We start from the raw sequence: 16,036 nt of genomic DNA, 5'->3' as shown, positions 1-16,036 counted from the left end.
GCCACCCCCTCCACCTCGGCCTGACCACCCAGCTGGCCCTCGGTGCCCACCTCACGCGCCACCCGGGTGACCTCGTCGGCGAACGACGACAACTGATCCACCATCGTGTTGACGGTGTTCTTCAGCTCCAGGATCTCCCCGCGCGCATGCACCGTGATCTTCTGCGACAGGTCACCCCGCGCCACCGCCGTCGTCACCTGCGCGATACTGCGCACCTGATCAGTCAGGTTGCCCGCCATCGCGTTCACCGACTCCGTCAGGTCCTTCCACGTCCCCGACACCGCCGGCACATCGGCCTGACCACCCAGCCGCCCGTCCGTGCCCACCTCGCGCGCCACCCGCGTCACCTCGGAGGTGAACAACGACAACTGATCGACCATCCCGTTGAACACCGAGGCGATCTCACCCAGCAACCCGTCGGCGTCCTCCGGCAGACGGGTACGGAAATCACCGTCCCGGACCGCCGTCAGCCCGCCGAGCAGCTGGCGCAGCTCGGTCTCGCCCACCTCGGACGGGCCTCGGACCCGTTTGCCGCGCCCTCTCGTACGTGCGTTGCCGACCGTGGGGTCGCTCATGTCGTGTTCCTCGTTCCGTGCTCGCCCGGCATGGAAGAACTTCAACCCTGGGTAGCGGAAGAGTAGCCGCCTGCGCCCAGACGCGCGCTAGCCCCGAAGTTAGCCGAGAATGCGCCCGCGCGCCGCCCGTCACACGGAACGTTCCGCGGCGGCCCTGGCGGCGGCCACCGCCTCCTCGACGGTGTCGTGCACGGGGAGGTGCCCGAGCACCCCGGTGATGTCCAGCAACCGGGCGGGCAGGGGCTGCACGGCGGCCAGGCGCACCGCGCCCGACCTCCGGAGCTGGTCGGTGGCGAAGGCCAGCAGGACGTGCAGGCCCGAGCTGTCCACGAACGGCACCCGGGCCAGGTCGAACACGACCTGGTGACCGGGCTCCGGACGGTCTCTGAGGAAGCTCTCGAACTGGGCGCGGTTGGTGGCGTCGAGCTCGCCGGACACCTCGATCACCGTCACGCCCGGCTGCTCCCGGCGCAGGAGCGTCAGCGGCGGCATCGCCGCCGCCCACCGCGCTCGGGACGCGACGCGACCGGTGGCGGAGGGGCGCCGTCCAGCGCCCGGTGATGACCGGCCCCGGCGGAGGCCGGGTGTGTCGAGAAGCCGCGTCCCGCGGGGGGCGGAGCAGTCACGCAAGCAGAATAGCCTCCCGGGGTCGCCGGGGACATCCCATCAGTGACCGTGACCGTGGCCGACGAACGCGCCCGCCGGCCTGCCGGGCGGGACGAGACCGAGCGAGACCAGCGCCGCCACCCCCGCGACGACCGCGCACAACACGAGCCCCGAGGTGAAGCCGCCGGCGCCCGCGCCCGGCACCAGGCTGGACGCGGCGACCGTGGACACCACCGCCACCCCGATCGAGCCGCCCAGCTCGTGGAAGGTGTTGATCACCCCGGAGGCGACGCCGTTCTCGCCGGGCGGGACGTTGGCCATCGTCGTGGTGGTGGCGGTCACGAACGCCGGCCCGATCCCCACGGCGGCCAGCACGAACCCCGGCACCAAGGTGGTGAACGCGCCCGCCTCGGGGGACACCCGGGTCATCAGCGCCGCCCCCGCGGCGGTCAGCAGGAACGACGCCACGGCCACCGGCTGGCCGCCCACCTTGCCGATGAGGCGGCCGCCGAGGTGCGCGCCCAGCGTGATGGCGACGGCGACGGGCAGGAACGTGAGCCCGGTCCGCAGGGGGCTGTAGCCCAGGACGTGCTGCAGGTAGAGGGAGCTGAGGAAGAACAGGCCCAGCATCAGCCCGGTGGCGACCAGCATGACGAACGCGCCCGAGACGACGGGACGCCTGGCCAGGGTCTCGATCCGCATGAGCGGCGCCCGTACCGACCGCTCGACCAGGACGAACGCGACATACGACAGGGCGGCCCCGGCCAGCGGCAGCAGGGTTCCCGCGGAGGCCCAGCCGCCGTCGCCGGCGGAGACGAGCCCGTAGATCAGCAGGGCGGTGGCCAGCGTGACGAGCAGCGCGCCGCCGACGTCGACCCGGCCGCCGCGCGGGGCATCGCCGGTGGCCTGGGCGGCGACGCGGGCGGGGACGACGCGGGGGACGGCGGCCAGCACCAGCAGGCCGACGGGGACGTTCACGTAGAACACCCACATCCAGCCGGGGCCGTCGGTCAGGACGCCGCCGAGCAGCACGCCGATCGCCGCGCCGGAGCCGCCGATGGCCGCCCACACGGCGAGCGCGCGGGCCCGGCGCTCACCCTGGAAGACGGTGGTGACGACGGCCAGCGCCGCGGGGGACAGCAGCGCCGCGCCGACCCCCTGGACGGCCCGCCCGGCGATGAGCGTGCCGCCGTCGCCGGCCAGGCCGCAGGCGAGCGAGGCCGCGGTGAACAGCGCCAGCCCGGCCATGAGCGTGCGGCGGGGGCCGAGCGCGTCGGCGAGCCGCCCGCCGAGGACCATCAGGCCGCCAAAGCACAGCGTGTACGTGGTCACCACCCAGGTCAGCGCCTCCCGGCCGAGCGCGAGGTCGGCGCCGATGGTGGGCAGGGCCACCTGGACGACGGTGATGTCGATGATCAGCATGAGCTGCGCCAGGCACAACAACGCCAGCACCGCCCAGCCCTTGTTCTGTGCGGGCGCGGCAGCCCGCGTCCCGACGTGATGACTCATTCCCGGTCTCCTTAACTCGTACACTAGTGTTCAAGTTAAGCACAACAAAACGGTACGCCGGTAGGGTGTCGCGGCGGCACGGGTCGGCCGGGCTCGTTCGGGCCGCGCCGGGACGGCGGGGTGTGCGGTCGTGCCGGAAGGCCGGCGGGGGCCTGGAGGGAGAGGTCAGGCGGGGGAGGGCGGGGTCAGGAGGGAGAGCATGGTGCGGGCCAGGACCGGCTCGACCTGCTCGGCGGCCAGACGGCCGGCCTCCCGTTCCTGGGCCGCGCTGTGGATGATCGCGAAGAACGTCGTCACCAGCCACTCCAGCGGCAGGTCGGTGCGGAAGTCGCCGTCGTCCTGGCCGCGGGCGATCAGGCGCTCCACCCGGCGCAGCGGGCGGTCGTGGTGCTCGCGGATGCGCTCGGTGGGCAGCACCCGGTCGGCGGCCACGAAGAGCCGCCGGTGGCGGTCGAGGATCTCCCACGACGAACGCAGCAGCCCCGCCATCGCCTCCGGCGCGGGGGCCGTCTCGAGTGCCTCGTCCTCCAGGACGGCGTCGGCCAGCCCGACGGTGTGGTCGAGGACGGCGTCCACCAGGGCCTCGCGGGAGGGGAAGTGCCCGTACAGGGTGACCCGGCCGACGCCCGCGGCCTTGGCGATCTCGGCCACGCTCGCGCCCGGGTCGTCGCTGAGCAGCCGCGTCCCGGCCTCCAGGATGGCGGCGATGTTGCGCTCGGCGTCGGCCCGCCGGGCGGGGACGGGCTGTCGGGCGGCGGTCTTCCCCATGGGCACCACCCTACGACGCTCCCGGCCGGAGATCGTCGCCGCCCTCGGCGCGTCACCGGCACCGGGGGAGGCGGTCAGAGGGCGAGCGCGTGGTCCAGGAGGGACTGGAGGGTGACGGCTCCGGCGACCCGGCCGTCCTCCACGATCGCCACCAGCGGGCTGCGCGTGCGGGCCATGAGCGCCGCCAGTTCGAGCACCGTGGCCTTCATGTCCGCCACCGGCAGCTCCCGCGGCTGCTCGGGCAGGCACTCGCGGACGGTACGCGTGCCGAGCCGGCGCAGGAACAGGTCGGCGTGGGCCTCGTCCACCACCCGGGCCAGGGCCGGGTCGTCCTGGCAGTAGGGCGGCACGGCCAGCCGGAGCACCTGTGTGCCGGGGAGGATGCTGTGGGGGCGGCCGTCGTCGCCGATCACGATGAGGCCGGGCAGGTCGCGCTCGGCCAGCAGCCGGGCGGCGTCGAGCGCCGACATGTCGAGCGTGACCGCAGGGAACTCCGTGACGAGATCGCGTGCGCGCATGGGTGATCATCCTCCGGCCCACAGCCTAGCCAACGCCCCTCCCGCCCGGCGCGCGGGCACTGGTCGTCGGCGAACGTCCGCCGTGCGCGGCGGTCGTGCGGTTCGCGCTTCACCGGCTGGGATATTGAACCGCGGCCCTTCGGTCGCGAAATCGGGCGCGCGGGATTTCCCGAAGAGCGTGCCGCGACACCGCGATTTGGTCCCGATTCCGAATCGATCGCCGCGAAATACATCGCCGGCGTCCATGTCATTCACCGCGATGTGCCCGCCGCGGTCTTCCGGACCGGAAAATGCGCGGCCCCGGTCGATCACGGAGCATCCCGTTCCCGTTACTGGAAACGATCTTTACATTTAATCCCACGCGTGTGACGATCACTGAGTTTTACCAACATCTGTTCGAAAGGCTGTGAGTGAACACACGTCGATTAGCGTCCGGCTTTTCCCGCCGGACGCGCCGTCGCGCTGCCCTGATCACGACTCTGACGCTGCCGCTCGCGCTCCTGAGCGCCCCCGCCATCGCCCAGGGCCGCACGTCACCCTCCACCGCGGCGCCTCCGGCGACGACGCCATCGGCCACCACTATGGAACCGGCGCTCAAGGCCGCCTGGCGGCAGGCGGCCGAGTCCGGCAAACCCGTCGAGGTGCCGTCCCGGTTCTCCGAGACCATGAAGGTCTGGGCGAACCCCGACGGCAAGCACCTGCGGGCTGAGCTGTACACCCGGCCCGTCCAGCTCAGGAACCCGGCCGGCGCCTGGGAGCCCGTCGACACCCGCATCGTCACCCGGGACGGCAAGCTGCAGGCCGCCCGGGTCAAAACCCCGCTGACCTTCGGCGCGCGCGGCGCCAGACACCTGGTGTCGGCGGCGGGCGAACGGGGCACGACCGGCCTGCGCGTCACCCGGGCGTTGCCGGAGCCGAAGGTCTCCGGCAGCACGGTCACCTACCCCGACGCCGTCGCGGCCGGGGCCGACCTCGTGGTGCGGGCCCAGCCTGACGGGTTCGTCTCGCAGGTGGTCCTCCGGCGGCGGCCGGCCGGGCCGGTGACCGTCCGGCTGCCGCTCACCCTGCCCGAGGGCACCGCCTTCGGCACCACCTCCGACGGGCGGCCGCAGCTCAAGGACGCCAAGGGCAAGGCCGCGGCGGCGCCGGTCGTCCTGACCGCCATGGACGCCAAGGCCGAGACCGGGCCCGACGCCGGCCGGTCCGCCCCGGTCCAGGCCCGGGTGGACGCCTCCGGCGCGACGCCTGAGCTGGTGTTCACGCCGGACGAGAAGTTCCTCGCCGATCCAGCGGTGACCTACCCGGTGACGATCGCCGCGGCCGACGACTGGTTCGGCGGCGGTCAGCCCGATGACGCCTGGGTCAGCAAGAACAACCCCGCCACCAACAACGCCGCGGCCGCCTGGCTGCGCGCCGGCACCACCTCCACCGGCGCCGACATCGCCCGCGTCTACCTGAAGTTCGACACCGACGACCCCGCGCTCAAGGGCGCCACCGTGGTCGAGGCGGACCTGTCGGTGTGGAACTACAAGTCGGGTGGCCCCAGCGGCCAGCAGTGCGGCGACCCCATGGGATCGGGCATCGGGGCCGCCCTGGTCACCTCGGCCTGGGACACCTCCACCTTGAGCTGGTCCCGGCAGCCCACGTTCGCCAGCAGCCTGGAGGGCGTGAACAAGGCCGGCTACAACTCCGAGGCCGCCCCCGGCTCCTGGTGCGCCACGGAGGAGACGCTGGTCCACCCGGTGACGAACATGGCCGGCGCGTGGATCGAGCGGGGCGTGGCCAACCACGGGATGGTGCTGCGGGCCGTCAACGAGACCACGGCGATCAACTGGCGCCAGTACTACTCCAAGGAGCAGAACGGCGACCCCTACCCGGGCTTCCGGCACCCGCCCACCCTCATGATCCAATACGTTCCGGCGCCCGAGCCGGAACAGGTCGCCATCGTTCGCGACTATCCCGGCGGCCAGCAGGTTCCGGCCGGCTCCTTCGCGGAGGACAAGGCCTGGGCGACGTCGTCGATGCGCGACGGGGAGACGGTGCCCGGCCGCGCGATCACGCCGGAGAAGGCGCTGGACGAGGCCATCGCCCGGAACAACACCGTCGAGCTCGGCGCGATGGACGCGTCCTACCCGAGCGGCCTGTCCGACGAGGAGCTGGCCGCGGGGTTCGACCCGGTCTCCGACGATCCGGGAACACCGCCCGCGCCCAATCCCGAACCGACGCCACCGGCGCCCGGCAAGGTGCTCAACGCCAACCCGTCCTTCGAGAGCGAGCTCTCGCCGTGGACGGCGACCGGCGGCACCTTGGAGCGGTCGGCCGACCGCGCACACGAGAGTGCCGGAACCGCGTCGGCGAAGCTGGTCGTGCCCGCGGGCGGTCAGGCGGAGGTCCGCTCCGAGACCGGGCTCGCGGTCCGCGCGAACGCTCTGCACGCGGCCAACGGCTGGTTCTACCCGCAGGGCGGGAGCCTCACCCTCGCCTGGGGCGTGGACTGGTTCGACTCCGCCGGGACACTGCTCAAGTCCAGCACAGTCGAGCGGACCCTGGCGGCCGACACCTGGACCGCCGTCGAGGCGACCGTTCCGCCGCCCTCCGGGGCCGCGACGGCGCAGCTCAAACTGTCGGTCAAGGCCGGCCAGGACGCCCCGGCGACGTTGTACGCGGACGAGCTGAAACTCCTCGGCAGCGCAGACACGGACCCGGGCCCCGGTCAGGAACGCACGATCGAACTCCCGCTGAAGGACAACCTCTGGATCGACAGCGCGGACGCGATCGACGACAGCGGCGACAACCTCTGGGCGGGCCTGTACGACGGCTCCAGCACCCCGGTCAAGGAGCGCACCTACCTGCGGTTCGACTCCGCCGCCCTCACCGGCAAGCAGGTCAAGTCGGCGGAACTGCGGCTGTCGAACGTCTACGGGTACGGATGCGGCGACAGCGGCGCCGGCATCCTCGCCCAGCAGGTGACCGCGGCCTGGGACATCAGCACGTTGAGCTGGGCCAGGCAACCCGCGGTGACGACTGAGAACCAGGCCACCGCCCGTGACCCGCAGCCCTGCCAGGACGACGATCCCGTCATCGGCGACACGTGGACGTGGCCGGTCACGGGCATCGCGCAGGCGTGGGGCTCGGGCCGGCCGAACCATGGCCTTCTCCTCCGAGGCGTCCACGAGGCGTCCACCGCGTCGGCGTACGACCGGGGGTTCGCCTCCTCGCGGTCCGGCAGGCAGGCCCCCACGCTGGTCGTGACCTACATCGACTCCCCGACCCCGACCCCGACGCCGACTCCGACCCCGACTCCGACCCCGACTCCGACTCCGACTCCGACGCCGACCCCGACCCCGACCCCCACACCGACCCTGACTCCCACGCCGACTCTCACCCCCACGCCGACTCCCGGTGACGACACCACGTCCCCGGAGGTCGTGCAGGTCCAGCCCGCCGACGACGCCGAGAACGTGCCGGCAAGCGCCAAGGTGATCGTGCGGTTCAACGAACCTGTCACGAATGCCCGGCTCACCGTGACAGACCTGTTCGAGGAGCGGGAGGTCGCGGGACAGTCCAGCATGAGCCCGGACGGGAAGACGCTGACCTTCACGCCCTCCCAGGCGCTCGGCAGCTTCTACGCGGCGGAGGTGAGCGAAGCCCAGGACGCGGCCGGCAACATCATGATCGGCTCCTACGCCTGGTGGTTCACCAACTACCAATGGACCCCGCTGAAGGCGGCGGCCAAGAAGGCCGCGCCCGGCGCCCTGGCGGCCGGCCAGCTGCGCGTCCGCGGCGTCAAGGAGTCGTCGGGACGGCTGGTCGTCCCGACGACGCGGCCTTCCTTGCTGGTCAACGCCCCCCGTGCGGCAGGACGGCACGCTTCGGCGGAGGTTCAGGTCGAACACGCGTCGGCGCGTCAGGGCAAGGGCGTGATCTGGTCGGGCAGCGCGGAGGCCGGCGAGCACGGCTCCCCGGCGATCACCGGCATCCAGGTGCCCGCCGGCAAGCTGCGTGACGGCTGGCGGGTGCGCTGGCGGGCCCGGGTGTCACTGGCGGGAGCCGTGGGCGCCTGGTCGGACTGGCAGTCGTTCACGGTGGCCGAGACAGCGGGCCGCCCCGAGCTCACCGCCATCGCGGCGGCGGACGCGGCGAGCATCAAGAAGTACCTGCCCGCCGACAAGGACGCCGCCCAGGACGTCACCTTCACCGAATGCCAGGCGGCCGCCGCCACCGAGTCCTGGAACGGTTACACCAAGAACCGTTTCGCCTACTGCAACAAGGGGCCCTGGGTCAGCCGGATCACCGCGAAGTACCCGGACGGTCAGGAGCAGGTGCTGACCAAGGTCCAGGGCAAGCGGCTGGTGCGGATCTCGACGGACCAGACCGGCCGCGAGTTCGAGATCACGACCCGCATCTCGGTCGACGCGGGCGGCTTCGGCGCCCTCGCAACGGCTCCGCACGCGTTCTGGACCGAGGTGAGCGATCCCGGGCCGGGAACCGGCGCCTGCCAACTCGTCTCCAGGACCGGGACGAAGTGGGCCACTCCCACGCAATGGAACAACGCGAGCCAGGAATGGCAGATCACCGAACGTTTCCGCACCGACCGTGCGGACGGCGAGCACAAGATCGGCTCCTGTACGCTGACCCCCGCCCTCGCGCACGACTACAACGGCAAGCGGGCCGCGCCCGGGTTCCGGTCCTTCACCGTCAGGTGTGACACCTCACCCCTCATCTCCTGGCACAACAAGGACGCGCAGGGCAATTCCGTCGGCGGCTGCGTGATCATGGACGCCGTTCCCGCGCAGTCCTTCGCCAAGGACGACAGGAACGACAAGGGCGTGGCGGTCGACCAGATCTACGACCACATCAAGCAGGCGCTGACGCCCGGCTCCGTCACCAACCCCCAACCCGGCGGCATCGCCTTCCCAGACCTGCGCCAGGCGAAGAGCATTCCGGGCGGCACACCGCAGAACCCCCTGTCCCGGGCGAGGTATTCGTCACAGATCGACGCCAATCATAGATTCGCCGGTAAAACGTGCGAGTTCGAGTTCGGCAAGGAGGAACTGGCCGCCGATGACGTCGAATGCGATCAGTTCCCCTTCGCCTCGACGGCGCAAGGAGCCGCCTACGCGAAACCGGAACACAATTTCTCGGTGCAGATCCTCGGCAAGGAACAGAACCAGGGTTTCGGCGCGGTGCTGCAGGCCTGGTACAACAACAATCGAATCCTTCGGCAGGACAAGTTCTACCTGCGGCTGAAATAGCGGCCGCCGCGGCCCGCTTCCCACCGTTCGGAAAGCGGGCCGCGGTCCCCCCGGAACGGAAAGAATGCCGTCATGGCAGAGATCATCGCTGAGCGTTCCGACGGCATCGAGGTGCGGCGTCTCCACGGTTTCGCGGACGTCGAGGCCGCCCAGGACCTCCGTCCCCGTCAGCCGGGCATCTGGGACCTCGGCGGGCCCACCCCCAGCCGGCGGGTCGCGGTCGGACCCAACGCGATCATCATGGACGTCACCCCGGACGTCGGCGTGTTCGTCCGCTACGAGAGCTGGGACGGCCCGCGGCGACATCTACCAGGTCACCCTCCTCACGCTGCAGCTCTGGCCGTGACGCCTGCCGGGGGCCGTGGAGAACCCCGGGCTCCCGCAGCGGGGTCAGGAGGGGAAGCGCAGGTGGGCCGGGGGGACGTGGGCGGTGAGCCAGACGCCGTTGGCGCTGCGCAGGAAGAGGTGCCCGGCGGCGTGCATGTCCCCGGCGGCGACCGCCAGCACCACCGGCCTGCCCCTGCGCGCGCCCACCCGGACGGCGGTCTCCCGGTCGGGGGACAGGTGCACGTGGTGGCGGCTCATCGGCCGCAGGCCCTCGCGGCGGATCGCGTCCAGGTTGCGGGCCACCGTCCCGTGGTAGAGGTAGGCGGGCGGCTCCATGGCGGGCAGGCCGAGCTCCACCGGCACGGAGTGGCCCTGGTTCGCGCGGATCCTGCCGTCCTCGATCGCGTAGCGCCGCTTGTCGTTGGCCGCCACGACCTGGCGCAGCTCGTCGGGGGTGATCGGGAAGTCGTGCGCCGCGGCGGCGGCGAGCAGGTCGTCGACGGGGACCCAGCCGGCCGCGTCGAGGGTGAGTCCGATGCGCTGCGGGTCGTGGCGCAGGTGCCTGGCCAGGTACTTGGAGATGCGGATCATGCGTCGTTCGTCCATGGGCTTCCCATGGTGGCAGCTGCGGGCGGGCGCGGTCAGGTGGTTTGTGCCCGTACGAGGTCTTCGCCGACGGACGTACGGCCGTAGAGGACCGAACGGCCCGCCCGCACCCGGCCGACCAGCCCCGCGTCGAGCAGCACCTTGAGATGGCGGCCCACCGAGCCCAGGCCCTGGCCGGTGAGCGCGACGAGCTGCGTGGTGCTCTTCGGGGTGTCCAGCAGCACCAGCACGCCCGCCCGCGCCCCGCCCAGCAGCCGGCCCAGCGCCTGCGGCGCGGGCGGCGGGCCGACGTCGGCCAGCGGGCCCGAGCACGGGTAGACGATCGCGCAGCGGCGGGAGCCGTGCCAGCTCACCCAGCCCTGGCGCGGCGTGACCGGCACGAACATCAGCCTCGCGCCCGCCAGGTCCCGCGGCGGATGGTCGTAGGCGTTGATCTGCAGCCGCCCGTCGCCCAGCCAGCGCAGACCGGGACGCATGCCGTCCAGAGCCGCCGCCCAGCCGCCCCGGCCCAGCCGCGCGGCGCGGGCCGTGACGTCGGCCTCGATGATCCGGCGGCGCCGCGGCCAGGCCGGCAGCACGGTCTCGCGCCACACCCACTCCAGCCGGGCGGCCATGCGCCCGGGCAGGTCGTCGCGGCGCAGCGCGGCGGGCACCGGGCCGCCCAGCGACTCGACCAGGTCCTCGCGCGCCTGCTCCGGCGGGGTGTCGCGGACACTCGCCAGCTCCTCCTCGAAGGCCGCCTCGCCCTCTCCCTCGGGCGTGGGCGTGAGGAACGTCGCGTTCCACGTACGGCCCAGCGCGGCGCGGACGAGCAGCGCCGTGACCGGGTCGGCGGCCTGCTGGGCGCGGTAGGCGGGCAGGTGGGCGGCCAGCCAGGCGTCCTCGCCGGGATGGGCGGCGACGGCGCGGTCCAGCGTCTTCAGCGCGGCGATCGTCTCGGCCAGCGGCGACAGGACGAACCGGCCGTCCGCCAGCGTGTCCGCGTCGACCTGCCAGAACCCCACCACGTCCTCCTCGTCCCTGCTCTGTTTCGCGGGTGGGCGAAACAGTAACGCCTGCCGCCGCCGGTCGCGAAGACTGCCGTCCCATGCGCACGTACCGGGACCTGTTCGGCAGGTCCGGATTCACCCCGCTCTTCCTGGTCTCGTCCGGGCAGGTGGCCGGGCAGACGGTGAGCGGGCTCGCCCTCGGCACCCTCGTCTACGCCGACACCGGATCGCCGCTGCTGTCCGGGCTGGCCATGTTCGGCCCGGCGCTCGCCCAGGTGGTGGGCGCGGCCACACTGCTGTCGGCGGCCGACCGGCTGCCGCCGCGCGCCGCCCTGTCCGGGCTGGCGCTGGCGGCCGCGCTCGGCGCCGCCTTCCTGGCCGTGCCCGGCCTGCCCGTGTGGGGCATGCTCGCCGTGGTGCTGGCATTCGGCGCGCTGTCCGCGCTCGGCGGCGGCGTCCGTTACGGGCTGCTGAACGAGCTGCTCGACCGGGACGGCTACCTGCTCGGCCGGTCGGTGCTCAACATGTCCTCCGGGATCGTGCAGATCGCCGGGTTCGGCGCGGGCGGGGTGCTGGTGACCGTCCTGTCGCCGCGCGGGACGCTGCTCGTCGCGGCGGCCCTCCACCTGGCCGCCGCGACGGCCGGGCTGGGGCTCGGACGGCGGCGGCCGCGCGCGTCCGGACGGCCCTCACCCGCCGGGACCTGGCGCGACAACGCCCGCCTGTGGTCCGATCGGCCGCGCCGGCACGTCTACCTCGCCCTCTGGCTGCCCAACGGCCTGATCGTCGGCTGCGAGTCGTTGTTCGTGCCGCTCGCGCCGGACCGGGCCGGGCTGCTGTTCGCCTGCGCCGCCGGCGGGATGCTCGCCGGTGACGTGCTGGTCGGCCGGTACCTGCCGCCGCACCGGCGGGCGCGGCTGGTCACGCCGCTGTACCTGCTGCTCGCGCTGCCGTACCTGGTGTTCGTGGCCTGCCCGTCGCCGGTGCTGGTCGCGCTCGCCTCGGCCGGGTTCGCCGCCACCCTGCTGCTGCAGGAACGGCTCATGGCGCTGACGCCCCCCGAGCTGAGCGGCCACGCGCTCGGCCTGCACTCCTCCGGCATGGTCGCCATGCAGGGGCTGGCCGCCACGCTCGCCGGCGCCCTGGCCGAGCACACCTCGCCCGGCGCGGCCATGGCCGTGCTGGCCGCGGCGTCGGCGGCCGTCACGCTCGCCCTGGCGCCCCGCCTGCGGTCCCCCCGTGTCGCAACCCCGGCGCAGGGTCCGGCGAAGTTACCGTTGACCAGGGGAAATCGCCGGGGGAAGGACACATCATGACGCAGACGGACGAATTCGTGCTCGACGTCACCAGGATCCGCGAGCAGGTGCGGCAGAAGATGGACGAGGGGCCGATCACGCAGACCTTCGGCCGCGATCCGGAGAAGGTCATCGAGGTCCTCAACGACGTGATCGCCACCGAGGTGGTGTGCTGGCTCAGGTACACCAGGCACGCCATCTCGGCCAAGGGCATCGACCGCGCGCAGGTGGCGGCGGAGTTCACCGAGCACGCCAAGGAGGAGCTCGACCACGCGCTGCGCGCCGCCGAACGCGTCAGCCAGCTCGGCGGCGAGCCGGACTTCGACCCGGCCAAGCTCGTCCAGCGCTCGCACACCGACTACCAGGTGCCCGCCGACACCGACCTGAAGGCGCTGCTGGAGGCCAACCTGTGGGCCGAGCGCATCGTCATCTCCACCTACCAGGAGATCATCCGCTGGCTCGGCGACGGCGACCCCACCACCCGCCGGCTCATGGAGTCGATCCTGGAAGAGGAGGAGGAGCACGCCGACGACCTCACCGACCTGCTCGGGGTCTAGAACCGGGCTTGGCCCGCCGTTGGGCGGCCCGTGAGCCGGCCCGGGTAAGGGCCGGGCATGAAGAGCCTGGTCAACACGCCCGTCACGCGCACGCCGACGTCCCGCGAGATCGACGTCGAGACGCTGAGCCGCCGCCTGGCCGCGGCCGTGGACGGCGAGGTGCGCTTCGATCTGGGCAGCCGCGCCGCCTACGCGCGTGACGCCTCCAACTACCGGCAGGTCCCGATCGGCGTCGTCGTGCCGTACGACCTGGACGCCGGGGTGGCGGCGGTGGCCGTGTGCCGATCCGGGGACGTGCCCGTGCTCTCCCGCGGCGGCGGCACCAGCCTGGCCGGGCAGTGCTGCAACGCGGCGGTGGTGATCGACTGGTCCAAGCACTGCGGCGCGGTCGAGTCCGTGGACGCGGCGGGCCGCCGGGTCGTCGTCCAGGCGGGGGCCGTGCTCGACCAGGTGGACCACGAGCTGGCCCGGTACGGGCTGATGGTGGGGCCGCGGCCGTCCAGCCATCGGGCCTGCACGATCGGCGGCATGATCGGCAACAACTCGTGCGGGGCCTCGGCGCAGGCGTACGGGAAGATGTCGCAGTCGGTGCTCCGGCTGGAGATCCTCACCTACGACGGCGTGCGCGCCTGGGTCGGGCCGACCGGCGACGCCGAGTACGACCGCATCCAGGCCCAGGGCGGCCGCCTGGCCGAGATCTACCGCCAGGTGCGCGAGCTGCGCGACGAGACCATGGAACTGGTCCGCACCCGCTACCCCAGGCTGGAACGCCGCATCTCCGGCTACAACCTCGACCAGCTCCTGCCCGAGAACGGCTTCGACCTGGCCCGCGCCCTGACCGGCAGCGAAGGCACGCTGGTGACCGTGCTGCGCGCCGAGTTGCGCGTCGTGCCGTCCCCGCCCGCCAGGGCGCTGGCCGTGCTCGGCTTCGAGGACGTTTTCACCGCCGCCGACGCCGTCCCGGCCGTGGCCCGGCACGCGCCGATCGCGCTGGAGGCCATGGACGAGACCATGTACCGGCTGGCCAAGCGGGAGCACCCCGGCGACCCGGCGCTCCAGGACCTGCCCGAGGGCGGCGGCTGGCTGCTGGTGCAGTTCGGCGGGGACACGCCCGAGCAGGCGCGCGAGCGGGCCGAGACGATGATGCGCGACGTGGGGGAGCGGGCCGGGGCGCCCACGCCCACGCACGCCTTCCTCGGCGACCCGGCCAGGGAGGACCGGCTGTGGCGGTGGCGGGAGTCGGGGCTCGGCGTGGAGGCGTACCCGCCGACTGGCCGCCAGACATACGAGGGCTGGTCGGACGCGGCCGTGCCGCCCGAGCGGCTGGGCGCCTACCTGCGGGACTACGAGCGGCTGCTGCGCGCGCACGACTACCAGGACTCCGCCCTGTACGGCCACTTCGGCCAGGGCTGCGTGCACGGCCGGCTGCCGCTCGACCTGCACACCGACGACGGCATCGCCCGCTACCGCGCCTTCGCCAGGGAGGCCGCCGAGCTGGTCGCCTCCTACGGCGGCTCGTTGTCCGGCGAGCACGGCGACGGCCAGGCGCTGGCCGAGCTGCTGCCCGTCATGTTCGGCCAGGAGGTCGTGGAGGTGTTCGGCCGCTTCAAGGCCATCTTCGACCCGCGCGACCGGATGAACCCCGGCAAGGTCGTCCACCCACGCCATCTCGACCAGAACCTGGCCCAGTACCGCTTCTACCCGCACGAGCCGCGCCAGACGTTCTTCCAGTACCCCCACGACCACGGCCGATTCGGGCACGCCGCCACCCGTTGCGTCGGCACCGGCACCTGCCGCAAGCGCACCTTCGAGGGCGGCGTCATGTGCCCCAGCTACCGGGTGACCCGCGAGGAGGAGCACTCCACGCGGGGGCGCGCCCGGCTGCTGGAGGAGATGGTGCGCGGCGACGTCATCACCGACGGCTGGCGTTCGGCCGCCGTGCGGGACGCGCTCGACCTGTGCCTGTCGTGCAAGGGCTGCCGCTCCGAATGCCCGGTGAACGTGGACATGGCCACCTACAAGGCCGAGTTCCTCGCCCACCACTACCGGCGCCGCGTCCGGCCGCGCGCCCACTACTCGATGGGCTGGCTGCCGGTGTGGGCCGCGCTCGCCTCGGCCGCGCCCGGCCTGGTCAACGCGGTCAACTCGGCGCCCGGGCTGTCGCGGCTGGTCAAGGCCGTCGCGGGGATCACGCCGGAGCGCGAGCTGCCGAGGTTCGCCCGGCAGCGGTTCACCGACTGGTTCAGGCGGCGTCCGCGCGGCGGGCCGGGCACGCGGGGGCGGGTGGTGTTGTGGGCCGACACGTTCACCGACCACTTCGACCCGCACATCGGGCGGGCCGCCGTGGACGTGCTGGAGGCGGCCGGGTTCGAGGTCGTGGTGCCGCCGGTGACGCTGTGCTGCGGGCTGACCTGGATCAGCACCGGGCAGCTCGGGGTGGCGCGGCGGGTGCTGGCCCGGACGGTGGGGGCGCTGGCCCCCTGGGCCGAGGCCGGGGTGCCGGTGGTCGGCCTGGAGCCGAGCTGCGCCGCCGTGTTCCGCTCCGACGGGCCCGAACTGCTCAACACGGCCGAGACGCGGCTGCTGGCGGAGCGGTTCCTGACGCTGGCCGAGCTGCTGGAGACGCGCGCCGCCGACTGGCGGCCGGCCACGACCGGCGGACAGGCGATCGCGCAGGTGCACTGCCACCAGAGCGCGATCATGGGCTACGACGCCGACCGGGCCGTGCTCGACCGCTTCGGCATCCGGACCAGCGTGCTCGACACCGGCTGCTGCGGGCAGGCCGGCAACTTCGGGTTCGAGCGGGGGCACCACGAGGTGGCGCAGGCCTGCGCCGAGCAGGGGCTCTGGCCGGCCGTACGGTCGGCGGGCCCGGGGGAGGAGCTGCTCGCCGACGGCTTCTCCTGCCGCACCCAGATCGCCGCCGCCGGCACCGGACGCCAGGGCCGCCACCTGGCCGAACTGCTCGCCACGGCCCTCATCCGCCAGGACTGACCCGGCCCGGCCCCGACCGGGCACGGCCCGATCACGG

At 73.0% G+C, this 16,036-nt stretch carries 11 protein-coding genes; 4 read left to right on the top strand and 7 right to left on the bottom strand.

From position 1 onward, the window contains the following. From AB0J76_RS24615 to AB0J76_RS24595, 5 genes are all read right to left on the bottom strand, one after another. A partial coding sequence (locus AB0J76_RS24615) for a HAMP domain-containing protein (protein WP_364390564.1) occupies positions 1–575 on the bottom strand: 575 nt, incomplete at its 3' end. 129 nt (positions 576–704) lie between these two features. Then, positions 705–1,067 carry an STAS domain-containing protein gene (locus tag AB0J76_RS24610; protein WP_352329146.1) on the bottom strand — a complete coding sequence of 121 codons (363 nt, stop codon included), beginning with the start codon at positions 1,065–1,067 and terminating at the stop codon, positions 705–707. Between the two features lie 174 nt (positions 1,068–1,241). Beyond that, on the bottom strand, positions 1,242–2,690 hold the full coding sequence (locus AB0J76_RS24605; RefSeq protein WP_352329148.1) for an MFS transporter: 1,449 nt from the start codon (positions 2,688–2,690) through the stop codon (positions 1,242–1,244). Positions 2,691–2,855: 165 nt separating this feature from the next. After that, entirely contained in the window at positions 2,856–3,458 is a 603-nt protein-coding gene (locus AB0J76_RS24600) for a TetR family transcriptional regulator (protein WP_352329150.1), read from the bottom strand. A 74-nt stretch (positions 3,459–3,532) separates the two neighbouring features. Continuing rightward, on the bottom strand, positions 3,533–3,976 hold the full coding sequence (locus AB0J76_RS24595) for a CBS domain-containing protein (RefSeq protein WP_352329152.1): 444 nt from the start codon (positions 3,974–3,976) through the stop codon (positions 3,533–3,535). Between the two features lie 581 nt (positions 3,977–4,557). Between AB0J76_RS24595 and AB0J76_RS24590 the strand changes: the two genes are divergently transcribed. After that, entirely contained in the window at positions 4,558–9,231 is a 4,674-nt protein-coding gene (locus tag AB0J76_RS24590; RefSeq protein ID WP_364390561.1) for a DNRLRE domain-containing protein, read from the top strand. Between the two features lie 390 nt (positions 9,232–9,621). Here the strand turns inward: AB0J76_RS24590 and AB0J76_RS24585 are convergent, their stop codons facing one another. Both AB0J76_RS24585 and AB0J76_RS24580 read right to left on the bottom strand, forming a co-directional pair. Then, positions 9,622–10,164 (bottom strand): RNA 2'-phosphotransferase, encoded by a 543-nt coding sequence (locus AB0J76_RS24585; protein ID WP_352327911.1) that lies wholly within the window; start codon positions 10,162–10,164, stop codon positions 9,622–9,624. Positions 10,165–10,199: 35 nt separating this feature from the next. Continuing rightward, entirely contained in the window at positions 10,200–11,168 is a 969-nt protein-coding gene (locus AB0J76_RS24580; RefSeq protein WP_352327910.1) for a helix-turn-helix domain-containing protein, read from the bottom strand. A gap of 83 nt (positions 11,169–11,251) precedes the next feature. Here AB0J76_RS24580 and AB0J76_RS24575 point away from each other — a divergent pair, with 83 nt between their 5' ends. From AB0J76_RS24575 to AB0J76_RS24565, 3 genes are read left to right on the top strand one after another with little or no spacing between them, the layout of a single operon-like run. Continuing rightward, positions 11,252–12,469: an MFS transporter gene (locus AB0J76_RS24575; RefSeq protein WP_352327909.1), complete on the top strand. Its 1,218-nt coding sequence runs from the start codon at positions 11,252–11,254 to the stop codon at positions 12,467–12,469. Beyond that, the gene (locus AB0J76_RS24570) at positions 12,466–13,005 is read left to right on the top strand and encodes a DUF892 family protein (RefSeq protein WP_352327908.1); all 540 of its coding nucleotides are present in this window, start codon (positions 12,466–12,468) and stop codon (positions 13,003–13,005) included. Before AB0J76_RS24575 ends, AB0J76_RS24570 begins: the two co-directional genes overlap by 4 nt. 57 nt (positions 13,006–13,062) lie before the next feature. Beyond that, positions 13,063–15,999, top strand: coding sequence for an FAD-linked oxidase C-terminal domain-containing protein (locus AB0J76_RS24565; RefSeq protein WP_352327907.1), 2,937 nt, complete (start codon positions 13,063–13,065; stop codon positions 15,997–15,999). Positions 16,000–16,036: the final 37 nt, after the last annotated feature.

Source organism: Nonomuraea sp. NPDC049624, from assembly GCF_040675255.1.
In the GTDB taxonomy this organism is placed as follows: Bacteria; Actinomycetota; Actinomycetes; order Streptosporangiales; family Streptosporangiaceae; genus Nonomuraea.
The sequence above is the reverse complement of the archived record's forward strand: the minus strand, read 5'-3'. Positions and strand labels throughout refer to the sequence as shown.

Excerpts from the sequence above, each read along its gene's own strand:
- AB0J76_RS24565 (WP_352327907.1), top strand. The coding sequence starts at position 13,063 with ATGAAGAGCCTGGTCAACACGCCCGTCACGCGCACGCCGACGTCCCGC.
- AB0J76_RS24605 (WP_352329148.1), bottom strand. The coding sequence starts at position 2,690 with ATGAGTCATCACGTCGGGACGCGGGCTGCCGCGCCCGCACAGAACAAG.
- AB0J76_RS24590 (WP_364390561.1), top strand. The coding sequence starts at position 4,558 with ATGGAACCGGCGCTCAAGGCCGCCTGGCGGCAGGCGGCCGAGTCCGGC.
- AB0J76_RS24575 (WP_352327909.1), top strand. The coding sequence starts at position 11,252 with ATGCGCACGTACCGGGACCTGTTCGGCAGGTCCGGATTCACCCCGCTC.
- AB0J76_RS24585 (WP_352327911.1), bottom strand. The coding sequence starts at position 10,164 with ATGGACGAACGACGCATGATCCGCATCTCCAAGTACCTGGCCAGGCAC.
- AB0J76_RS24595 (WP_352329152.1), bottom strand. The coding sequence starts at position 3,976 with ATGCGCGCACGCGATCTCGTCACGGAGTTCCCTGCGGTCACGCTCGAC.
- AB0J76_RS24600 (WP_352329150.1), bottom strand. The coding sequence starts at position 3,458 with ATGGGGAAGACCGCCGCCCGACAGCCCGTCCCCGCCCGGCGGGCCGAC.
- AB0J76_RS24570 (WP_352327908.1), top strand. The coding sequence starts at position 12,466 with ATGACGCAGACGGACGAATTCGTGCTCGACGTCACCAGGATCCGCGAG.
- AB0J76_RS24610 (WP_352329146.1), bottom strand. The coding sequence starts at position 1,067 with ATGCCGCCGCTGACGCTCCTGCGCCGGGAGCAGCCGGGCGTGACGGTG.